19 protein-coding genes and 3 pseudogenes are annotated in these 17,149 nt (G+C 67.7%); 9 read left to right on the top strand and 13 right to left on the bottom strand.

Annotated features, from left to right (window positions below):
* Nucleotides 1-349 precede the first annotated feature (349 nt).
* Nucleotides 350-634, top strand: a complete 285-nt coding sequence (locus tag E6G06_15505) for a GlsB/YeaQ/YmgE family stress response membrane protein (protein TML88813.1) — start codon at nucleotides 350-352, stop codon at nucleotides 632-634.
* 564 nt (nucleotides 635-1,198) lie between these two features.
* Here E6G06_15505 and E6G06_15500 read toward each other — a convergent pair.
* The 5 genes from E6G06_15500 to E6G06_15480 all read right to left on the bottom strand — a co-directional run bounded on the left by E6G06_15500 (nucleotide 1,199) and on the right by E6G06_15480 (nucleotide 3,793).
* Nucleotides 1,199-1,663, bottom strand: a complete 465-nt coding sequence (locus E6G06_15500; GenBank protein TML88812.1) for a DoxX family protein — start codon at nucleotides 1,661-1,663, stop codon at nucleotides 1,199-1,201.
* 147 nt (nucleotides 1,664-1,810) lie between these two features.
* Nucleotides 1,811-2,026: a hypothetical protein gene (locus E6G06_15495; protein ID TML88811.1), complete on the bottom strand. Its 216-nt coding sequence runs from the start codon at nucleotides 2,024-2,026 to the stop codon at nucleotides 1,811-1,813.
* 236 nt (nucleotides 2,027-2,262) lie between these two features.
* A complete protein-coding gene (locus E6G06_15490) occupies nucleotides 2,263-2,700 on the bottom strand; it encodes a hypothetical protein (GenBank protein ID TML88810.1) in 438 nt (145 codons plus the stop codon).
* Nucleotides 2,701-2,872: 172 nt separating this feature from the next.
* Nucleotides 2,873-3,052 carry a hypothetical protein gene (locus E6G06_15485; protein ID TML88809.1) on the bottom strand — a complete coding sequence of 60 codons (180 nt, stop codon included), beginning with the start codon at nucleotides 3,050-3,052 and terminating at the stop codon, nucleotides 2,873-2,875.
* A 414-nt stretch (nucleotides 3,053-3,466) separates the two neighbouring features.
* Nucleotides 3,467-3,793 (bottom strand): helix-turn-helix transcriptional regulator, encoded by a 327-nt coding sequence (locus E6G06_15480; protein TML88808.1) that lies wholly within the window; start codon nucleotides 3,791-3,793, stop codon nucleotides 3,467-3,469.
* Between the two features lie 382 nt (nucleotides 3,794-4,175).
* Between E6G06_15480 and E6G06_15475 the strand changes: the two genes are divergently transcribed.
* On the top strand, nucleotides 4,176-6,566 hold the full coding sequence (locus E6G06_15475; protein ID TML88807.1) for an oxidoreductase: 2,391 nt from the start codon (nucleotides 4,176-4,178) through the stop codon (nucleotides 6,564-6,566).
* Between the two features lie 574 nt (nucleotides 6,567-7,140).
* Here E6G06_15475 and E6G06_15470 read toward each other — a convergent pair.
* Nucleotides 7,141-7,659, bottom strand: a complete 519-nt coding sequence (locus E6G06_15470) for a universal stress protein (GenBank protein TML88806.1) — start codon at nucleotides 7,657-7,659, stop codon at nucleotides 7,141-7,143.
* A gap of 482 nt (nucleotides 7,660-8,141) precedes the next feature.
* Between E6G06_15470 and E6G06_15465 the strand changes: the two are divergent.
* The 4 genes and pseudogenes from E6G06_15465 to E6G06_15450 all read left to right on the top strand — a co-directional run bounded on the left by E6G06_15465 (nucleotide 8,142) and on the right by E6G06_15450 (nucleotide 9,717).
* A pseudogene (locus E6G06_15465) lies at nucleotides 8,142-8,543 on the top strand (GAF domain-containing protein).
* A complete protein-coding gene (locus tag E6G06_15460; GenBank protein TML88805.1) occupies nucleotides 8,365-8,664 on the top strand; it encodes an ANTAR domain-containing protein in 300 nt (99 codons plus the stop codon). Before E6G06_15465 ends, E6G06_15460 begins: the two are co-directional and overlap by 179 nt.
* A 139-nt stretch (nucleotides 8,665-8,803) precedes the next feature.
* Complete coding sequence (locus E6G06_15455) at nucleotides 8,804-9,163, top strand: STAS domain-containing protein (protein TML88804.1); 360 nt, start codon at nucleotides 8,804-8,806, stop codon at nucleotides 9,161-9,163.
* Nucleotides 9,164-9,330: 167 nt separating this feature from the next.
* Nucleotides 9,331-9,717, top strand: a complete 387-nt coding sequence (locus E6G06_15450) for an ATP-binding protein (GenBank protein ID TML88803.1) — start codon at nucleotides 9,331-9,333, stop codon at nucleotides 9,715-9,717.
* A gap of 1,083 nt (nucleotides 9,718-10,800) precedes the next feature.
* Here E6G06_15450 and E6G06_15445 read toward each other — a convergent pair.
* Genes E6G06_15445 through E6G06_15435 form a run of 3 tightly spaced genes read right to left on the bottom strand, consistent with a single transcriptional unit; the run spans nucleotide 10,801 to nucleotide 12,429 of the window.
* Nucleotides 10,801-11,532, bottom strand: coding sequence for a metallophosphoesterase (locus E6G06_15445; GenBank protein TML88802.1), 732 nt, complete (start codon nucleotides 11,530-11,532; stop codon nucleotides 10,801-10,803).
* Nucleotides 11,529-11,966: a BON domain-containing protein gene (locus tag E6G06_15440; protein ID TML88801.1), complete on the bottom strand. Its 438-nt coding sequence runs from the start codon at nucleotides 11,964-11,966 to the stop codon at nucleotides 11,529-11,531. Before E6G06_15440 ends, E6G06_15445 begins: the two co-directional genes overlap by 4 nt.
* A complete protein-coding gene (locus E6G06_15435) occupies nucleotides 11,791-12,429 on the bottom strand; it encodes a nucleotidyltransferase family protein (protein TML88800.1) in 639 nt (212 codons plus the stop codon). Before E6G06_15435 ends, E6G06_15440 begins: the two co-directional genes overlap by 176 nt.
* A gap of 68 nt (nucleotides 12,430-12,497) precedes the next feature.
* Here E6G06_15435 and E6G06_15430 point away from each other — a divergent pair.
* The 3 genes and pseudogenes from E6G06_15430 to E6G06_15420 all read left to right on the top strand — a co-directional run bounded on the left by E6G06_15430 (nucleotide 12,498) and on the right by E6G06_15420 (nucleotide 14,451).
* A pseudogene (locus E6G06_15430) lies at nucleotides 12,498-13,394 on the top strand (phosphofructokinase).
* Between the two features lie 14 nt (nucleotides 13,395-13,408).
* Nucleotides 13,409-14,179, top strand: a complete 771-nt coding sequence (locus E6G06_15425) for a 5'/3'-nucleotidase SurE (protein ID TML88799.1) — start codon at nucleotides 13,409-13,411, stop codon at nucleotides 14,177-14,179.
* Nucleotides 14,180-14,217: 38 nt separating this feature from the next.
* Complete coding sequence (locus tag E6G06_15420; GenBank protein TML88798.1) at nucleotides 14,218-14,451, top strand: hypothetical protein; 234 nt, start codon at nucleotides 14,218-14,220, stop codon at nucleotides 14,449-14,451.
* Between the two features lie 489 nt (nucleotides 14,452-14,940).
* On the opposite strand, the gene E6G06_15415 is transcribed toward E6G06_15420, so the two are convergent.
* The 4 genes and pseudogenes from E6G06_15415 to E6G06_15400 all read right to left on the bottom strand — a co-directional run bounded on the left by E6G06_15415 (nucleotide 14,941) and on the right by E6G06_15400 (nucleotide 16,580).
* Nucleotides 14,941-15,360, bottom strand: coding sequence for a CBS domain-containing protein (locus E6G06_15415; protein ID TML88797.1), 420 nt, complete (start codon nucleotides 15,358-15,360; stop codon nucleotides 14,941-14,943).
* Between the two features lie 403 nt (nucleotides 15,361-15,763).
* Nucleotides 15,764-16,033, bottom strand: a complete 270-nt coding sequence (locus E6G06_15410; GenBank protein TML88796.1) for a universal stress protein — start codon at nucleotides 16,031-16,033, stop codon at nucleotides 15,764-15,766.
* Complete coding sequence (locus E6G06_15405) at nucleotides 15,967-16,203, bottom strand: hypothetical protein (GenBank protein ID TML88795.1); 237 nt, start codon at nucleotides 16,201-16,203, stop codon at nucleotides 15,967-15,969. The genes E6G06_15410 and E6G06_15405 overlap by 67 nt, the downstream gene beginning before the upstream one ends.
* 81 nt (nucleotides 16,204-16,284) lie before the next feature.
* A pseudogene (locus E6G06_15400) lies at nucleotides 16,285-16,580 on the bottom strand (hypothetical protein).
* Nucleotides 16,581-17,149: the final 569 nt, after the last annotated feature.

The following is a 17,149-nucleotide window of genomic DNA, read 5'->3' as shown; positions in this document are numbered from 1 at the left end:
TCCACGACCATCCGGAGTATCACGACTTGCACTCGGCCTGACGCTCGGTAGTTCTCTGGCCGACCGGACGTTGTCCGCACCGTGGGCGATGTGCCCGCACAGCCGGTCGCATCGCGCCGGCAAGTCTGCCTTACACGTAACCGTTCGACCGCCTGCGAACGAAGCGAGCGGTCGAGTTTCGGTTCTTGCGTGCCAGAGAGGCAGCCGGCGGCGGTAGCCGCACAAATCCGCGAGCCGCTTTTCGCGAGCAACGCAACTGGCCCGGCGCCAAGCCTTCTCCGCGTGCCACGGTTGGGCGATGCGCGCGTGGGGAACGCTCTGCGACACCGCTTTATGGAGGCATCACGTCATGGCTTTGATCGCTTGGCTGCTCATCGGCCTCGTCGCAGGCGCAGTGGCACGTCTAGTAGTCCCGGGTCGTGATCCGATGGGACTCCTGGGCACGCTGGTGCTCGGGTTGGTCGGGTCGCTGATCGGAGGCTGGCTCGGGGTGGTCTTCACCCACCGCACCATCGCCGACTTCACCGCCGCCGGACTCCTCGGCTCCATCCTGGGCGCCATTGTGGCCCTCATCGTTTACCGACTGCTGCAACCGCACGGACGGGTCACGGGCCGCAGAGGAGCCCGTATCTAGCAAACCCTCTCTCTGGGTGCGTCCGCGGGCTGAGCAATAAGGTCTTCGGTCGTCGTCGGACGACAATCGGGCTAGCGGGTTCGGTCGTCAACGTCGTTGACGACGACAGCAGTGTTGGAGGGCGACTCGTTCAGAGCAAGCCGCCCGCAGCGCGATCGGGGCAGTTCACGAAGCGACCGCTCCTGTACTCGGTCCGAAGCGGAGAGAGTAGGCGGGCACCTCCGGCTCTTGGCCCTTTACGACCAGTGTCCGAGGAGCAGCGTTCGGATATCGGGTCGGCGACCTGTTCATAGACGGCCGCGGACATCAGGCTCTCGCGGCGATGCAAGCCGCTTGCAGACGGGCAGCAGTGTTGACGGGAGCCGTAGGGGACGCCCAGACGGCGGCCGACTGCGTCTTGTCGGTCTTAGAGCGCCGCACCGTGGTGACCAGTCCGTCCGACGTGCCGTGTAGTGGCTGCACCGTGTGCCTTCGATCGCTCGATGCGCGGCAACTGAGCGCGAGACCACTCCTCACGCATGTTGTCGTCCGCGTCGTCCTACGTGGGCCAGCTGGCTCGTTCGGTCAGCCAGAGGTCGGGAGGACGTGGCTCGCCTTCTTGGCCGCCCGACGAGCCCGCCACGACAGCGAGGGTCTCCCCTCCAGGTCGGTCGCCGCCAGGATCAGCCCACCCAGCATGCTTGTGTTCTTGAGGAAATGGATGCGCTGGGCGGCGCGTGCCTGCTCATCCGTCACCTCCCAGAAGCGATGACCCGCCAGCGTGGTCGGGAGGAGTGACGCCGCGAGCGCAGTGGCGGCGAGCCGAGGGAACCGGCCCACGGCGAGCATCACTCCGGCTCCGATCTGAACTGCCCCGTTGATCTTGACGAGCGTGGCGCTGTCCTCGGGGAGCCCGAGGGGCCGGGCGAGTGCGGGAGCTACCTTCTCGGCTTTCGGAACCTTGGCTTCCGGGTTCCTGAGCGAATCCAGTCCCCCGACGATGAACATGGCGGACAGCATCGGGCGGGCAATACGACGGGTGAGAAACATGGTTGAGGTGCCTACCCGGCGTCCACCGTTGTCTACCGCGCTACCGGGGTGCGTGAGCCAAGGGCCGTCAGGAAAACAACAGGAGGAGGAGGAGGATGAGAAGCAGGGTACCGAGACCGATGTACATGTCCGTCTCCTTCGAAGTGGCTAGAACCCGCGTCCGTACGCGATGACGGTTGGCAAGACGTAGAGGGCGAGCCCAAGCGGAACGAGCACCACCCGAGGCGCCAGGCCGGCTCGAGTGCGGCCACCGAACCGCCACCCTTCTCCCATCGCCGCGAGGACGAAGCAGATGAGCGCGCTCAGGTAGATCAAGAAGTTGCGCGAGTGGAAAGAGGCTCGGGTGGCTTGTCGACCGCCCACACCAACACCCCCGGGATTGAGCCCATTTCGCCTCCTAGCTCTTGGTGGCGAAACCTCTCCCCGGTTCACGTCCGATTCACTCCCGGCACGACGAGCCGACCGCGTCCGCACTTGGACGATTCAGAAGCATCCGTTGGCGTAAGCGCGGCACTGATGGTCGTCGAACGAAGAACAAGAAGCGTGATCGGGCCGATCATTGGCCGTTTTTCTCGTCGCTGCAATCGTGGTCGCTGCAGTCATCGTGTTGGCGGGAAACACGCGGTGGTTGCAAGCCGTGCGCGTGGGCGCGCTGCTGGGCTGCCAACGACGGTATCGGTGGCGTGTGCCGGGTGTTCACATAGGCGGAGCGGCTGCGCCCTGGCCAGAACCTCGCCGCCGCGTCGGGCTTCAGATTCGTCGCCGGCGGGGATGCGCCCGAGCTTCTTCACGTCGACGTGCACCCGTTCACCGGGCCGAGCTCGCTCATGGCGGCGAATCGGTGTCGCGGTCTGGCGGTCGAGGTGGGAGAGCCGGTTCCGGTCGTGGCGACGCAGCACCCGGTAGATGGTGGAGGCGGCCACGTCGAGGTGGATGGCCTGGCGATCGGGGCCGAGCTTCTCCATCCGGCGCCGGCGGCAGATCTTGCTTCGAGCTGGGGAGTGGTGCGCATGGGCGAGCGCCGCGGCCAGCCGCACGCCTGGGAGGACGACGAGGCGTAACGCGGGCACGGGTTCGTGCAACGCGGGCCGCTACGAACGCAACCAGCTTGGCCGTCCATCATCAACCCTTCGTCCCGCGTCAATCGGGGCACGCCTCTTCGTCGTCGATGACTGCTCGACACTGCTCGGCCGCGTCGGCGTCGGGCACCTAGGGATCGGGGCTCGTGCGGACGGCGTTGTCGGACGAGGAGGCGGCCGCCCGACGCTGATCGAGGAGGTCGGCCTCCGGCACTTCGGGGTCGTCGGTAGTCGAGAGGTCGTCCTCGTCATCGACGAGAGGCTGCGCTTGCTCCAGCCCATCAGCCTCGGGCTTCGGCTCGTCCGACATGGTTCCTCGCTCAAGGACGATGGGGTCGCCCGGAGTCTCCCTCTCTGAGCGGCCCCCACGCCGCCATCGAGGGTCACGCCTCAGACTTGAGCCGCGATCGCGTCCTTGTACCCTCGCGCGCCCAGCATCCCCGGCAGCCGCTGCACGTTGCGCCGCTCGGCCGGAGTGTCGGCGGTCAGCTCGCCCCGGTGCACCGCATCGAGCAGGCGGCGCAGCATCTCGGCGGCCTGGCGCTGGTCAGCTTCGCGCACGGCGTCGGTCTGCTAGCCCGACCAGGTGGCATGGGTGTCAGGCGGTGCTCAGCAGCTAGACCAGTCGCGGCGCTTCGACGGGGGTCACGGCTGCTCGGGAGACCAAGATCAGCTCAATATGGTGCGACTCCGAGGGACCACCGATACGGCCGCCCACGCCGCCTTAGGACGCGCCGACGGACCGATCGAGTTCGACGGTCCAGGCGTCGGTGAGTTCGAGGCGGGACGCCACGCCCAGTTTTCGGTACACCGAACGCACGTGAGCGTTGACCGCGAAGCGCGAGAGGTCCAAGTGCGCGCCAATCTCTCGATGGGTGAAACCCCCGACCGCGAGGCTGGCCACGGTGTACTCCATCGACGTGAGGTCATCCCACGCTGACATTCCGTCACCTCCGTTGCCCTTGGGGGTAGCGGAGTGCTTCCCTTGCCCGCCCCCCTCCAACCACCGCGGGACGATCGCTAGGCGGCCGGACCCGCGAGTGGCCTCCATTCCTGTCAGCGACGCGCCCGCTCCATGAACAGCACGACGACGGCGAGGGTGACGCCGACGACAAGCACCGCCATCCAGGCGAGAAGATTGCCGTACATCGCTCCAGCCATCGCAGGGGGCATACCCCGGTGTACGGGGCCAAAATCCGGAGACCGACTCCGCGGGAGATCAGCAGCGACAGGTCGCCGCACGGCCGGGACAGGTCAGCGGCTTCGTATCAGTGTGGTTCGTCGCCCCCAGCGGCGCGGTCGTGGCGATGACCGAGGTCTTCATGGCGATCGTGCAAGTCCCGGTCGGTTTCCTCCCACGCCCGCGCAAAGTCGTGGACCCGCTCGGCCGCAGGCGCGGCGCATCCGGAGCCGGCGCGCGGTAGCTTCACCGGGTGCGTAGCCGCGTCGCCCAACACCTGTGGCGATCGCGTCCAGGTTTGCGCCGCAGCGAGTGGACCGCGCGGCTCTTGCATGCGCCGGATCGAGCGAAGACCCTTAGCCGACGTGGGCTGATCGTCGTGCAGATCGACGGGCTCTCCCGGCCGGCCGTGACCGACGCGATCGATGCGGGTGACATGCCGACTGTCGCCAGCCTGGTCGCGAGCGAGGGGTACCGCCTGCACGCGGTGTACTGCGGGATCCCCTCGTCCACACCCGTCGCGCAAGCGGAGCTCTTCTACGGCGTCCCGCTGGCAGTTCCCGCCTACCAGTTCTTCGACCGTCGGGCCAAGCGGCCGGTCCGCATGTCGCAGCCCGACGTGGCCGCCGCGGTGGAACGAAGTCTCGTCCGCCACCGCGCGCTGCTCGGAGGTGGTGGCTCGTACTCGAACGTGTATCGAGGCGGCGCGCGCGAGGCTCGCTTCTGCATGTCGTCGCTCGAATGGACCGACCCGTTCCGAACGCGCTATCCGCTTGTTCTGCCCGCACTGGGAGCGCTGTACGGCAGGGAACTCCTGCAGGCGGCCTCCAGGGTGCTGCGCGACTTAGTGAGCACGCCCGGCAACTTTCTTAGCGGAATGGCCGGTGGCCAGAACGTCGTCGCCGAGCTGAAGTTCGCCACGTCACATCTCGCCGTCGCGGTCATCATGCGCGAGCTGATCGCGCTCTTCGCCGTCTTGGACGTGGCCCGCGGGCTGCCGGTGGTGTACGTCAACCTCGTCGGTTACGACGAGTGCGCCCACCGGCGAGGACCCGGCTCGGGGCTCGCTCGGCGTGCGTTGCGGGACATCGATGATGTCGTGGATCGGATGATCACTGCGGCCCGGCGCACGGGACGCCGCGCCTACGACATCTGGGTCATCTCCGATCACGGTCAGGAGCCGACCGTCTCGTACATCGAGCGCCATGGCCGGCCGGTCCGCGACGCGGTGGTCGACGTCTTTCGTGCCCAGGGCATCCCCGTGGAGGGTTGGCCGAGCACGCTTCGCCGCCTCGGTCTGCATCTCCACGGGCGACATCTCCTCAGTCCGGCGGCGGGCGACCGCGACGCGGCCGAAGGCCGGAGGCGCAATCGGATTGCGGTGACCGCCCAGGGACCGTTGGGCCACGTGTACGCATTCATGCCACTGGCGCACGAAGACCTCGACACCATCGCCGCCGCCCTGGGGGAGGACGCGCACATCCCGTTGGTCATGGCGCCAGACGGACGCGATCGGGCGCGCGCCTGGACCGCGGGAGGCCGCTGGACACTTCCCAAAGACGGCGCGCGCATCCTCGGCGACGGTCATCCGTATCTGGCAACCGCTTCCCGCGAGCTGGTCGAGCTCTGTCGTCATCCTGATGCGGGCGATCTGGTGATCTCGGGCTGGTCGCTCGGCGCCCCGCTCGTGAGCTTCCCGCACGAGAACGGGTCGCACGGTGGGCCGGGCCCTGAGGAGACGGCGGCGTTCGCTCTGGTCCCTCCGGACACTCCGCTGACGTCGGTGGGCGCTGAGCCGTTGCGGCCCGCGGATCTGCGCCGTTGCGCGCTCGGCATCCTGGACGGGACCGTGCGTGGAGGGCCCGAAGCTCGACGTTCACCGTCGGTCGGCAACCGTCTGCCGGGCACATTGCGTCTGCTGACCTACAACGTCCACAGCTGCATCGGCCTCGATGGCAGGCTGTCACCCGAGCGCATCGCTCAGGTTATCGCCGCACGCGAGCCGGACGTCGTCGCGCTCCAGGAGCTCGACGTCTCCCGTCATCGCACGGGGCGGGTCGATCAGGCCCAGGCAATCGCCGAGCGTCTCGAGATGCTCCTGCACTTCCACCCCGCGCTCTCGATCGGCGAGGAACGGTACGGCGACGCGGTGCTGAGTCGGCTGCCGATGCGAGTCGTGCGCGCCGGTGCCCTCCCCCGGCTCGCCGCACTGCGCGCTGAGCCTCGCGGCGCCCTGTGGGTGGAGATCGAAGCCGGCGCCACCCGGGTTCAGGTGATCAACACCCACCTGAGCCTCATCCCGTCGGAACGCCGTGTTCAGGTGGACGCGCTGCTCGGGCCCGACTGGCTGGGCGCCACTGGCGCGGGCCAGGCCGTGCTGTGCGGCGACTTCAACGCCTTGAGCTGGTTCCCCGTCTGCAGGCGCATCATTTCTCACCTGCGTGATGTGCAGCTCGGGCAGCCCGGCCACCGACCGCGCACTACATGGCAGGGCGGCCTTGGCCTGGGTCGCATCGACCACGTCTTCGTCGACCCTGCGATCGAGGTCGTCGCCGTCAGCGTTGCCGACGATATCCAAGCACGCGTCGCGTCGGACCACCTGCCGTTGATGGTCGACCTGCGGCTGCCGAACCGGCACGGCTGAGCGGTCGCTCGAGCGTGCCGGCGCGCAACATCGTGACCTTTGCCCTACGCGTCCCCCTTCGCCGAGTGGAAATCGAGCATGGTGCGTTGCGGCCACGACCGAACGGGCTCAAGCAGTTCGTCGACCTCGCTGCTCGATGCAGGGGCCATGCCGTTCACGAGCTCGTGCCCGGTCGAAGAGGAGCGACTCGAGCGCGTAACGCGCATTGTGCGCCGCTATCGACCTGCCCTCAGAGCCCGCATGCAGTTCGTCGACCTCGCTGCTCGATGCAGGGGCCACGAACCCGCATCCGCCAGATCTCGGATCCGGACTTTCCCGCCTTCCACGCGGAGGTGGCACGTCAGCGCGAACTTCGCGGAGGCTCCCCGCCGAGGACGGAGCTCCAGCTGGCACTGCGCTCAGACCGGCGCTGCGCATCGGCAAGCTCATGCCGAACGCTTCTCCGAGTTAGGGCACCACCGCCGCCTTCCCTATTCGGAGGAGGACAACCCACGCTGAGACAGCGTCGGTGAAGGGCCAAGTGAAGCGCGGTCTTGCCCCAGAAGCGACCCTCGACGGCCCCGCTTCTCGATGATCAATGCTCCACGGCCCGCACCACCAGGACGGGGCACGACGCGTGGCGCAGGACGTACTCACTAACGGAGCCGAGGTGAACGATGCGCCCCAGCAGCCCTCGCCCGTGCGATCCGACCACGATGACCTCGGCCCCGTCCCGCTCGGCCACTGCACAGATGGTCGCGCCCGGGTCCCCCACTTCCACGAGACGCTCGATCGAACCCTTCACTGCGAGCACGGCGGCTGTGCGCCCCAATGCCGCGTGGGCGTCTGCTTGGAGCTGCGCCCAGTCGCGCTCCATCTCCTCGGGTGTCTCGACCGACCCCTCGAAGCCGCCCGCGTCATCGCCGGGCACGTCGCTATAGACGCACAGCAGGCTGATCTGTTCCATCGGGGCGAGGACATCCTGGGCGCGGCGCGCCGCGTCAATTGCAATTTCGGAACCGTCCCTGGCGATCAGCACTCTCATCCCAAATCGCCATCGGGCAGACGTTGGCTGTCGCGCTGGGTTGTGCGAGCGTGCCGGCTCTGGACGCATAAGGCCATACCGGTTCCGTTACCCCGCGTCGAAGGACCCCGAACAAGCGGGATAGCGCGCCGCTGTCGGCGAAGGCACGCGGGGTTTCCACGCTCTCAAGCCGACCGCTCTCGTGGCGAACGAGGTCGCTTACGCGCGCAGGAGGCCCTCGGCGTGCACGCCCAAGGCCCCGTGCTGGCGACGCTCGCTGTTGGCTCAGCTCGCGCCGGTGCCCTCACCGTACAGGTCTGTGCCCCTGGCCGAGTAGGTTGAGCGCCAAGTCGGCCATACAGCTCCTTCGGTCCCGGGGACGAGACTGGCGTCGCGAACCGAAGGCGGCCAACGATGGCCATCCCCGACGAGACCGACGCGCTGGGCGCGGCCCTGGCGGCGCTCAACCGGGTGGTGGTCGACCAGGAGAGCCTGGATGAGCGACTCCGCCGAGTCGCCGCCCTCACCTGCACGACCATCTCGGGCTGTGACATGGCGGCCATGACCCTGCTGCGGGACGTGCGGACGCCGCCCAGTACGCGAGCGGCTCGGGGCCGTGCCTGGACGCCTATCGGTTCCAAGAGCCACGCCGCATCGGTTCCACCCGCGCCGACCGGCGTTGGCCCGAGTTCGCCCGTGCCGCCCGCGAGCACGGCATCTGGAGCACCCTGTCGCTGCCCCTGTTCGTGGGTGAACGGTCCTTCGGGGCGCTGAACCTGTACTCGCGTCAGGAGCGTGGGTTCTCCGAGGAGGACGGGGGGGCTGGCCGAGCAGGCCTCGGTGGTGCTGGCCAACGCCGATCTCTACTGGAGCGCCCGGAACCTCGCCGACGAGCTCCAGGAGGCCATGCGCACCCGGGCCGTGATCGAACAGGCCAAGGGGATCATCTTGGCCGAGCGGGGCGGCGACGCTGACGCCGCGTTCGAGGCGCTCGTGGCGCTGTCCCAGCGCCGCCACGTGAAGCTGCACGATGTCGCCCAGAAGCTGGTGGACGGCGCGGCTCGCAGGCCGACGCGGAGGGCGCCGGAGGCATAGGCGGCCTTGCAGTTCTTCGTCCCCGGGTACACAATCGGTGACGGTTGAGCAGCTAGCCCAGGAAGGTTTCCCGGCCGAGCACGCTCTCGGTGGTCGGACTTTCCTCACTCTTGCAGTCCCCAGGCCGGAGGAGGGTTGGATGCACGAACCGTCAACCGAGCGCCTCACGGGGCAATTCGCGCGCCTCGACCCCAGGCTCTCGGCCCGCTTTCGCACCGACGGCGACCATGTCGTGGTCGCCTCAGGCGAGATCGACCTGGCCACCGCCCCCAAGCTGTGGGAGGCGTTGGCCTTGCTCATCGACCGGGGCCATCGCGAGGTCGTGGTCGACATGGCGGGCGTCGAGTTCATGGACTCCCAGGGCATCGCCGCCATCCTCCGTGCCCAAAAGTGCTTGGCGCCCGAGGGGGGCACGGTCGTCATCCGCGCGCCGAGAGACCAGGCGCGCAAGGTGTTCGAGATCACGGGTCTCAGCGAGCTCATCCGAGTCGAAGACTAAGCACGGCGCGCAGGGCCGGGCTCTTCTCTTGGGGGCCCTGGCCCGTTCCGGAACGAGCCAGGGCAGGCGCCTCGGTCGCAGCGAGCGACGGTGACTCTCTCGTCGTACGGGGAGTCGATTTGACCGTCCCGGGTAGGAACGAATTTCCACTGCGCGGGGAGGCGGAGATGCGAGCCAGGACGCAGTTGACGCCCGATACCTCCAGCCCACGGGCGGCTCGGCGTTTCGTCGCTCAGGCCCTCGTGGATTGGAACGGCAAAGAGGCGCGCGACGACGCGGTCCTGTTGGTGGATGAACTGGTGACCAACGCCGTCCGCCACGCGCGCACGCCGCTGGAGGTCACGTTGGAGATCGGCCAGGCTGAGGTCCGGGTGGAGGTTACAGACGCCAGTCCCCTCATTCCCCAGCCCCGAGACCGCGAGGCCGCAGATGACTCGGGCCGGGGCCTTCATATCGTGGCGGCCCTGGCCGACGCATGGGGAGTGCGACCACAACCCGAGGGCAAGGCGGTGTGGCTCCGTCTGGCTGCCGACCGGACACGGGTCGAAGGCTAGGTCGCCGCTCAGTCCCTGACGCCCCTCCGACCATTTACGTCCTCAGGCCGCTGTTGCCGGTCGTTATGGCCGCGGCACGGTCTCTCGCTGCCTGGACGAAACCATCTGCGGCAAGAGTGGCAACGACACCCTCAGCGGCCTGGGCGGCAACGACCTGATCATCGGTGACGGTGTAACGACATCCTGGTCCGCGGGCCGGGCAACGACGCCATCCTGGGCACGACTGGGAACGACACCCTTCGGGTTAAAGGGCTCCGACTCGCAGCAAGGCGGGGACGGCACCGACCCATGCTCCGATCCCAACCCGTTCCAGTTCGCGACGTGCTCGACCGGGCCTTGACTAATGCGCCCCGGGCGGATCGCACGCCTCGGGCCGTCGCCGGTCACGTGCCACGGGAAGTCGGTGCGGTGCCCGACCACGGGCTTACCGGCTGGTGGCATCCCACGACGTGACTCCGAGCGGTGGGCAGGACGAGACCACGCTCCGGGGGCGGCAGTGGCGCGTGCGGGCCCTGCGCTGGGCCAGTTGACGGTTCGTCAGATGCGACGTGAGGCGCAGGCTCTCGTTTCCGCCCGGTTCGGTTGCGCGACTCATCGGGAAGTCGTCACATCCAACTACCGAGCGCGACGAGGGAGTCTGCTTCGAAGTGGCCGGATGAGGGTATGGACCGACGCAGTGCTCGTGCTGTTGGCCGACGCCCTCTACGTCAGCGCGCTGATGCTGGGGGCTATATTTGGTCTGACCGGCGCCGATCGGCGCGAACTGTGGAGCGGCCATACGTTCTCGACCGCGAGGACGCGATTCGCTTCGATCAGATCATCACCGCGATCCTTGCCGACGATCCGGGATTCGCTACCCGGTGTCGAGCGCTCGCTAAGGGCGGAATGATCCGAGTCGTCGACATGCCGAGGAGCTTCTGCCCAAGGCCGAGCCATGCCGGCTCGATCTCTTCGACCGCGCCGGGAAGCGCTTGAGAGCTCCGTCAAGGCCGAGCTGACGATCGGCCTCCACCGGTTGGTTCGAACCCTCGTCGCGGGCGATGTACCGCGGCTCTTCGGGCCCGAGCGTCGCGCGATCGCATCTCACAGGGAGGTCGCGTTGGTCTTGTCGAAGCAGTACACGCGGTAGGCCCGCTGGATGACGGGCTGAGCGACGTTTCGCACGTGAACACCTCCGGGCGTGATCCCCTTCTCGTGTCCGTGGTGCGCGTGACCGTGGAGCACGAGGTCCGCACCCGCGATGTCGATCGCTTCCGCGAGCAGATAGCTTCCGAGGAAGGGATAGATCTCTAACCGCTCTCCCTGGAGCGTCTCGACCACCGGCGAGTAATGCAAGAGCGCGATGCGGGCTGCGCCTTGGACGCGCCTCAGCGCGGCCTCAAGACGCGTGGCCACCTCGCGGGTGTGGCCGATGAACATCTTCATCTCGCGTTCGCCGAAGTCGCTTCCGCAGGCACCGGCGAAGCCGCCCCCGAAGCCCTTGACGCCGGCGATACCCAGTGTCGTCCCCTCGACGGACAGCGTCACCGCCTCGCCCTCCAGGACCTGTACGCCCGCCGCGGTCAGCACTCCCCGAAGGTCGTCTTCGCGGCCGGCGTGGTAATCGTGGTTACCGAGCACCGCGACGATGGGAACGCGCACATCCCCGAGCTCGTCCACGAGCACGGATGCCTCCTCGGGGTCCCCGCAGCGAGTCAAGTCGCCCGCCAGGAGGAGTATGTCGGCATGGGCGCTGAGGTCCCGGAGGTGTGGACGCAGCAAGCCGGCCCCGTCCTTGCCCATGTGCAGGTCGCCGACCGCGGCCACGCGGATCATGCCAGCGACTCAGCGTCCCCGCCATCACCGAACTCGGCAAGGTCCATCTGGTTGACCACGTCGAGGTCGGGTGCGACGCGACGTGCGATGTCGGAGATGGCTTGGCGATGCGCCTCGGTGGCGGCGTGACCGGTGAGGACGATGCGCCCGCCCGCCAACGTGACCTTCACGTCGAGCTCGGCGGTGGCGGGGTCGTGGGCGAGCGCATCGCGCAAATGCTCGGTGCGGTACTCGTCGGCGTGCGGCGTCGCGGGTTCCTCAGTCGACATGGAGGGTCTCGTACAGCATGCGGATGGGTTTGTCGGGGACGGGTAGATCATTCGACTGGGCGAACAGCAGCAAAGAGAGCACGCGCCGCAGCCCGAAGCGCCGCGCCCGTGCGGCCAGGTACTCCCAGTCCATCTCACACGACGCGAGCACGCCGAGCGCGTCATACCAGCGCTGCGGGACGTGCTCTGCGCTTACCACCGCCTTGATGACGACGAGGTCCTCGGGCGCGATGATGCGGATGGACTGGCCGCCATGGTCGACGAGGGAGCAGCGGGCCAGCATCTCGTCGTCGAGAAAGATGTCGCCGGCTGATCGGAAGATCACGTCCACGAGGACATCGTGCTTGAAGCCCTTGTAGAGCCAGTGTGCATCGGTCTCCTCGACGTCGAATCCCGCCGCTGCGAGCGCACTTAACGCGGGCCGGGCGTCATCGGGGCGCACCAACAGATCGATGTCGTGGGTCCAGCGCAGGCGGCCGATGGCCGCCGATGCCACACCGCCCATGAGTACATAGGGAATGCCGACCGACTCGACTGCCGCCACCGCCTCGCCGAGCACGGTCATGAACGTCTCGTCCGTGCGCACCTCTCCCACCACCTGGCGACCGTCTTGGCTCACGAAGCGCATGTACCCGGCGTTTCAGGGACCGACACCGGGTAGGAAAGCGAACTGTGGCCGCCCCCACCGCCCGCGTCGTGGTGTTCGCGCCGTCGCCCCTACTCACCGTGACCATCGAACAGACCACCCAGAACCGCGACGAAATCCATCTACACGCGGGCGGACAAGGCTTCTGGGTCGCTCGCCTGCTCGCGGTGCTGGAGACGCGCGTCACCTTGTGCGGCGCCTTCGGCGGTGAAACCGGACGGGTCGTTCGCACGCTGATTGAGCGTGAGAACGTGCGCGTCGCGGCGGTCGCGAGTGCGGGCTCGAACGGGGCCTACGTCCACGATCGACGCGGCGAAGCGCGGGTGGCGCTGGCGGAGATGGCTCCCGCTTGTCTGTCCCGACACGAGATCGACGACCTCTACGGAATGGCACTCGTCGAGGCGCTCGACGCCGATGTCTGTGTGCTGTGCGGACGGGCGGGAACACTACTGCCGGCCGACACCTATCGGCGCCTGGCGTCTGACGTCAGGGCCAACGGCAAGCCCGTTGTGGCCGACCTGGCAGGCGAGACGTTGAATGTGACCTTGACCGGCGGCGTGACCGTGCTCAAGGTGAGTCACGAGGAACTGCTGGCCGACGGCCCCGCACACCGGGACGACTTTCGGAGCCTCGTGCACGCCGCCCGGGACCTGGTCGAGGCCGGCGCGGAGCATGTAATCGTCTCCCGGGCGGCAGCCCCTGCCTTGGCTCTGCTCGGTGGGCGGCTCTTCGCGGTGGCGGGCCCGTCGGTCGAAGCGGTGGATCCCCACGGGGCGGGCGATTCGATGACGGCGGGCGTGGCGGCCGCCCTCGCTCGAGGCGAGGATCTGGACTCTGCCGTACGGCTGGGCGCGGCCGCGGGTGGGCTGAACGCCACCCGCCGCGGCTTGGCCACCGGCATCCGCTCTGACATCGAACGCCTCATGGAACACGTGGTGATCGGACCGCTTGAGGAGGATTGTTGGCCCGCAGCCATCGAACAACGCGCGTTCTGGTCACCAACGATGACGGGATCGACAGTCCCGGCATCCACGCGTTGGCCGGCGTTGCCGTGGGCTTTGGCCTCGATGTGGTCGTGGCCGCACCCGCGTGGGACTCGAGTGGTGCGAGCGCCTCCCTCACCGCAGCCCAGCAGGGTGGCCGGTTCCTGGTGGAGAAGCGGAAGCTCGCCGGCCTCGACCGCGTGCCGGCGTACGCGGCGCAGGCCACGCCCGGTTTCATCACCCTCACGGCCAGCCGGGGTGCTTTCGGCCCCCGGCCGGATGTCGTGCTCTCCGGTATCAACCGCGGCCCGAACGCGGGTCGCGCCATTCTTCACTCAGGGACGGTGGGCGCCGCCCTCACCGCCTCGACCCACGGATGCCGAGCGATGGCGGTGTCGATCGACGTGGGCGAGCCGATGTACTGGTCAACCGCGGTCGAGGTTGCGGGCCGCGTGCTGCCCTGGTTGCTCGAGGCCGACGCCGGGGTCGTGCTCAACCTCAACGTGCCGAACGTCGCGCCCGAACGGCTGCGGGGGTTGCGCCGAGGCCGACTTGCATCTTTCGGCGCCGTGCAGACCAACGTGACGGAGGTGGGTGAGGGGTATGTGCAACTTGGCTACTCCGACATCGATGCCCAGTACGAACCGGGCACCGATGCTCAGCTCGTGGCGGACGGTTATGCCAGCTTGACCGCGCTGCTGGCGGTGTGCGAAGCATCGGCGGTCGACGTCTCTGTGCTGGCGGACTGACTGTTCGCTTCCCTAGGCGGACGAGCGATGCTTACCGCATGGCATTTCTGGACTTGAACTCAGTCGTCTCGAAATGTGCAGAGGCGTGTCGGCGGCGGATCCTTGAAATCGGCGATGAGATGACCATAGTTCTCACTGAATCGGACGGCGTCGCCGCTAGACTGCCACACCTCGATGATGCGGGCGCCGGCCTCAACCGGACCGACGATGCGACTCAGACACCCGGTCGGCAACGTGTCGTGCACACCGCCCTTCTGATTCAGCGCGCGTGACTATCGAAATCGAAGCCGCTGTCCCATTCCAGGAGTGTGCAGAAGAGCATGGTCCCACCCTTCCCTCAGGCGCCGAAACGTATCCAGCCATGACGGATGACGACCCCGTGGTGCCTCACGACCGTGCACGGCTGCGGTCGCTCGCATGCAGAGGTCAAGAGGAGTCGTCGGTTCCCAAAGGGCGCCCCGATTTGGGCTTCGGCATCGGCTGCGCCACCGGACAGCAGCGTGCGTTACACATCCCGGGATAGCGCTGGCTCCGATGGCGCGGCTCCACTCTTCGACCCACGCCGAGCTACGGCCGCGCGATGCCGCGCACGCGGACGCGGGCGCTCGGTTGAGGCGCCGGCGGATCGGCGGGTGTCGGTGCGGGTGAGAGCGGTTCCTCAGGCCTCGGAACCGGATCGCCGGGGCGCGGGAGCGGCGGTTCGAGCGGTTCGACGGGCGATATCGACCGCCGCCGGGTTCCGGGGTCCGGCCTGGTCGTCATCAACTGTTCGGCGGAGCGGCGCTGATATCGGCAAGCGCGGAACCGGGATCGCGCTCTGCCGCCAGGTCTCCGATCGACACCACGCCGATCGGCCGGCCGTGCTCGACCACGGGGAGACGCCGTATCGCACGCTCGCGCATCCGTATCGCGGCCTCCGCTATCTCGTCCGTCGGAGCCAACGTGGTGATCTCATGACTGCAAATGTCGCCGAGCTTCACTTCGGCTGGCTCGCGTCCATCGGCGACCGCGCGCACCACGATGTCGCGATCGGTGACGATGCCGCAGATTTGCTCGTTGTCCAGCACGATGACGTCGCCGATGTCGAGGTCGCGCATCGCCCTGGCGGCCTCGCCCACCGTGGCGGTCGCAGGGAAAGCGGTCGGGTTCGGGGTCATCACCTCTCGTACGCTCTCTACCACCGTCGTTCTCCCTTCCGGGTGGATTGCTTCGCGACGGGTACCCGGTTGGCTCGCCGAGCACACGTGGATGAATTCCCGCGCCGCGAGCCAAGTCGTCAGGTACGCACGTAACGTGGTCGGCGCCTTTCATCCGACGCGCAGCCGTCGTCACGCGGACGCTTGTCACAGTAGAAACCCTCGACCAAAACGCCCGTCGCCCGGCATGAGTCGAGTCGACGAGCGGGGAGCCGCCGGGCGGAAGTCAGCACTTGGACCGTCCTCAGCGCAGGGACTCGGCTCGGAGACGTCGCTCGGACCCGACTGCCTACCGTGGTGGCCCCGAACTGTTCGCTTGCGTTGATCGGAGCAGCAGCTGAACCCGTTCTCGCGCGTCCTCCAGACGCAGTCCCTCACCCGTTGGTCGTCAGTGCTCCATCGCCCGCACCACCAGGACCGGACGAGACGCGTGGCGCATCACGTGCTCACTCACGGAGCCGAGATGCACGATGCGTCCCAGCAGCCCTCGCCGATGCGATTCGACCACGATGACCTCGGCCCCCTCCCGCTCGGCCACTGCACAGATGTCGCGCCCGGGTCCCCCAGTTCCACGCGACGCTCGATCGAACCCTATGTCGCGAGCGCGGCGGCCGTCTGCTCCAACGCCGCGTGGGCGTTCGCTTGGAGCTGCGCCCAGTCGCGCTCGATCTCCTCGGGTGTCTCGACCGACCCCTCGAAGCCGCCCGCGTCATCGCCGGGCACGTCGCTGTAAATGCACACAGCAAGATGGTCTGTTCCGTGCCGGGCGAGGACATCCTGGGCGCGAAGCACCGCGTCGATTGCGAGTTCGTCGGTGGCGATCAGCATTCGACTTCGAGGATGGCGGCGCGACGGCATCGGCGGCCGGTACCTGACACTGCCGCGGAGACGGCGGGAACTCGAAGGGGGCTACATCAACTCTTCGCGGACGACGTCGAGGTTGCGGAATGTCGGCGGTCCGTCGCACAGAGATGCAAGTTGCGCAGCGAATGCGCCGTCTTCGGCATGTTCGAGTTCGCCATGGCGTCCTCATAGGAAGGGAACTCGACGATCTGCACGTAGGTGGTGTCGGCGTCACGATCGCGTGTCTGAGTCCCTCGTGTCGCCGCTCGCTTTCCCTTGGTCTTGTCCAACCAGGCGTCGAGCGCGGCGTTCAGCTCGTCGATCCGGGTCGTCTTGTACTCGATGATCTGGATGAACCCCATGTTGTCCTCTCAGTGGCAAGCCAGTCAGCCCATCCTGCAGCGGACCCGCCGTCGAGGTGTAGCTGTTCGATCGGAAGGCAAGGCCAAGAAAGCGCTGAGGACACTGAGCGAAAAAACGGACAGCTAGCCTGCGACGAGCGCGCTTGGCAGGGCAGGTAGAAGTCAGACAGAGGGCGGGGCTTCGGTCCCGGCCTTACCGCGTCGGCGGCGACGAACCAAGCTCACCACCACAATCAGCAGGAGCACCGCGGCAATCACGATCAGGAGCCAATCGCGGTTGGACGTGCGTTCGTCGCAGAGAACCTCCCCGGTCCGGCTGGTTATGCACGAAGCGGCCGCGACCACTGCTATCTGTCGTCGTCCTCGACAGGCTCAGACTCGGGAGACTCGGGGTCGACCTTGAGCAGCGCCCGTAGGGCCTCTTCGGGGTCGAGGGGGATAGCGACGGGTTCGTCGCGGTCCTCAGCCGTGGGGTTGCGTGGGGGCACGAGTCCATGGTACGCCCGACCCGACGCGAAGAGACCCGGGGTGCGTCCCGGGTCTCTCCCACTAATCGGGCCCCGACGTTC

The sequence above is a fragment of the Actinomycetota bacterium genome, assembly GCA_005888325.1.
Classification (GTDB): domain Bacteria; phylum Actinomycetota; class Acidimicrobiia; order Acidimicrobiales; family AC-14; genus AC-14.
Note: the sequence above shows the minus strand (reverse complement) of the source record. Positions and strands in the feature narration are given on the sequence as shown.

What these genes read in the sequence shown, in the direction of transcription:
- E6G06_15505 (TML88813.1), top strand. Translation starts at nt 350, where the DNA reads ATGGCTTTGATCGCTTGGCTGCTCATCGGCCTCGTCGCAGGCGCAGTG.
- E6G06_15500 (TML88812.1), bottom strand. Translation starts at nt 1,663, where the DNA reads ATGTTTCTCACCCGTCGTATTGCCCGCCCGATGCTGTCCGCCATGTTC.
- E6G06_15485 (TML88809.1), bottom strand. Translation starts at nt 3,052, where the DNA reads ATGTCGGACGAGCCGAAGCCCGAGGCTGATGGGCTGGAGCAAGCGCAG.
- E6G06_15480 (TML88808.1), bottom strand. Translation starts at nt 3,793, where the DNA reads ATGGAGGCCACTCGCGGGTCCGGCCGCCTAGCGATCGTCCCGCGGTGG.
- E6G06_15470 (TML88806.1), bottom strand. Translation starts at nt 7,659, where the DNA reads ATGCGTCCAGAGCCGGCACGCTCGCACAACCCAGCGCGACAGCCAACG.
- E6G06_15455 (TML88804.1), top strand. Translation starts at nt 8,804, where the DNA reads ATGCACGAACCGTCAACCGAGCGCCTCACGGGGCAATTCGCGCGCCTC.
- E6G06_15450 (TML88803.1), top strand. Translation starts at nt 9,331, where the DNA reads ATGCGAGCCAGGACGCAGTTGACGCCCGATACCTCCAGCCCACGGGCG.
- E6G06_15445 (TML88802.1), bottom strand. Translation starts at nt 11,532, where the DNA reads ATGATCCGCGTGGCCGCGGTCGGCGACCTGCACATGGGCAAGGACGGG.
- E6G06_15440 (TML88801.1), bottom strand. Translation starts at nt 11,966, where the DNA reads ATGACGCGCTCGGCGTGCTCGCGTCGTGTGAGATGGACTGGGAGTACC.
- E6G06_15435 (TML88800.1), bottom strand. Translation starts at nt 12,429, where the DNA reads ATGCGCTTCGTGAGCCAAGACGGTCGCCAGGTGGTGGGAGAGGTGCGC.
- E6G06_15420 (TML88798.1), top strand. Translation starts at nt 14,218, where the DNA reads ATGGCATTTCTGGACTTGAACTCAGTCGTCTCGAAATGTGCAGAGGCG.
- E6G06_15405 (TML88795.1), bottom strand. Translation starts at nt 16,203, where the DNA reads ATGCTGATCGCCACCGACGAACTCGCAATCGACGCGGTGCTTCGCGCC.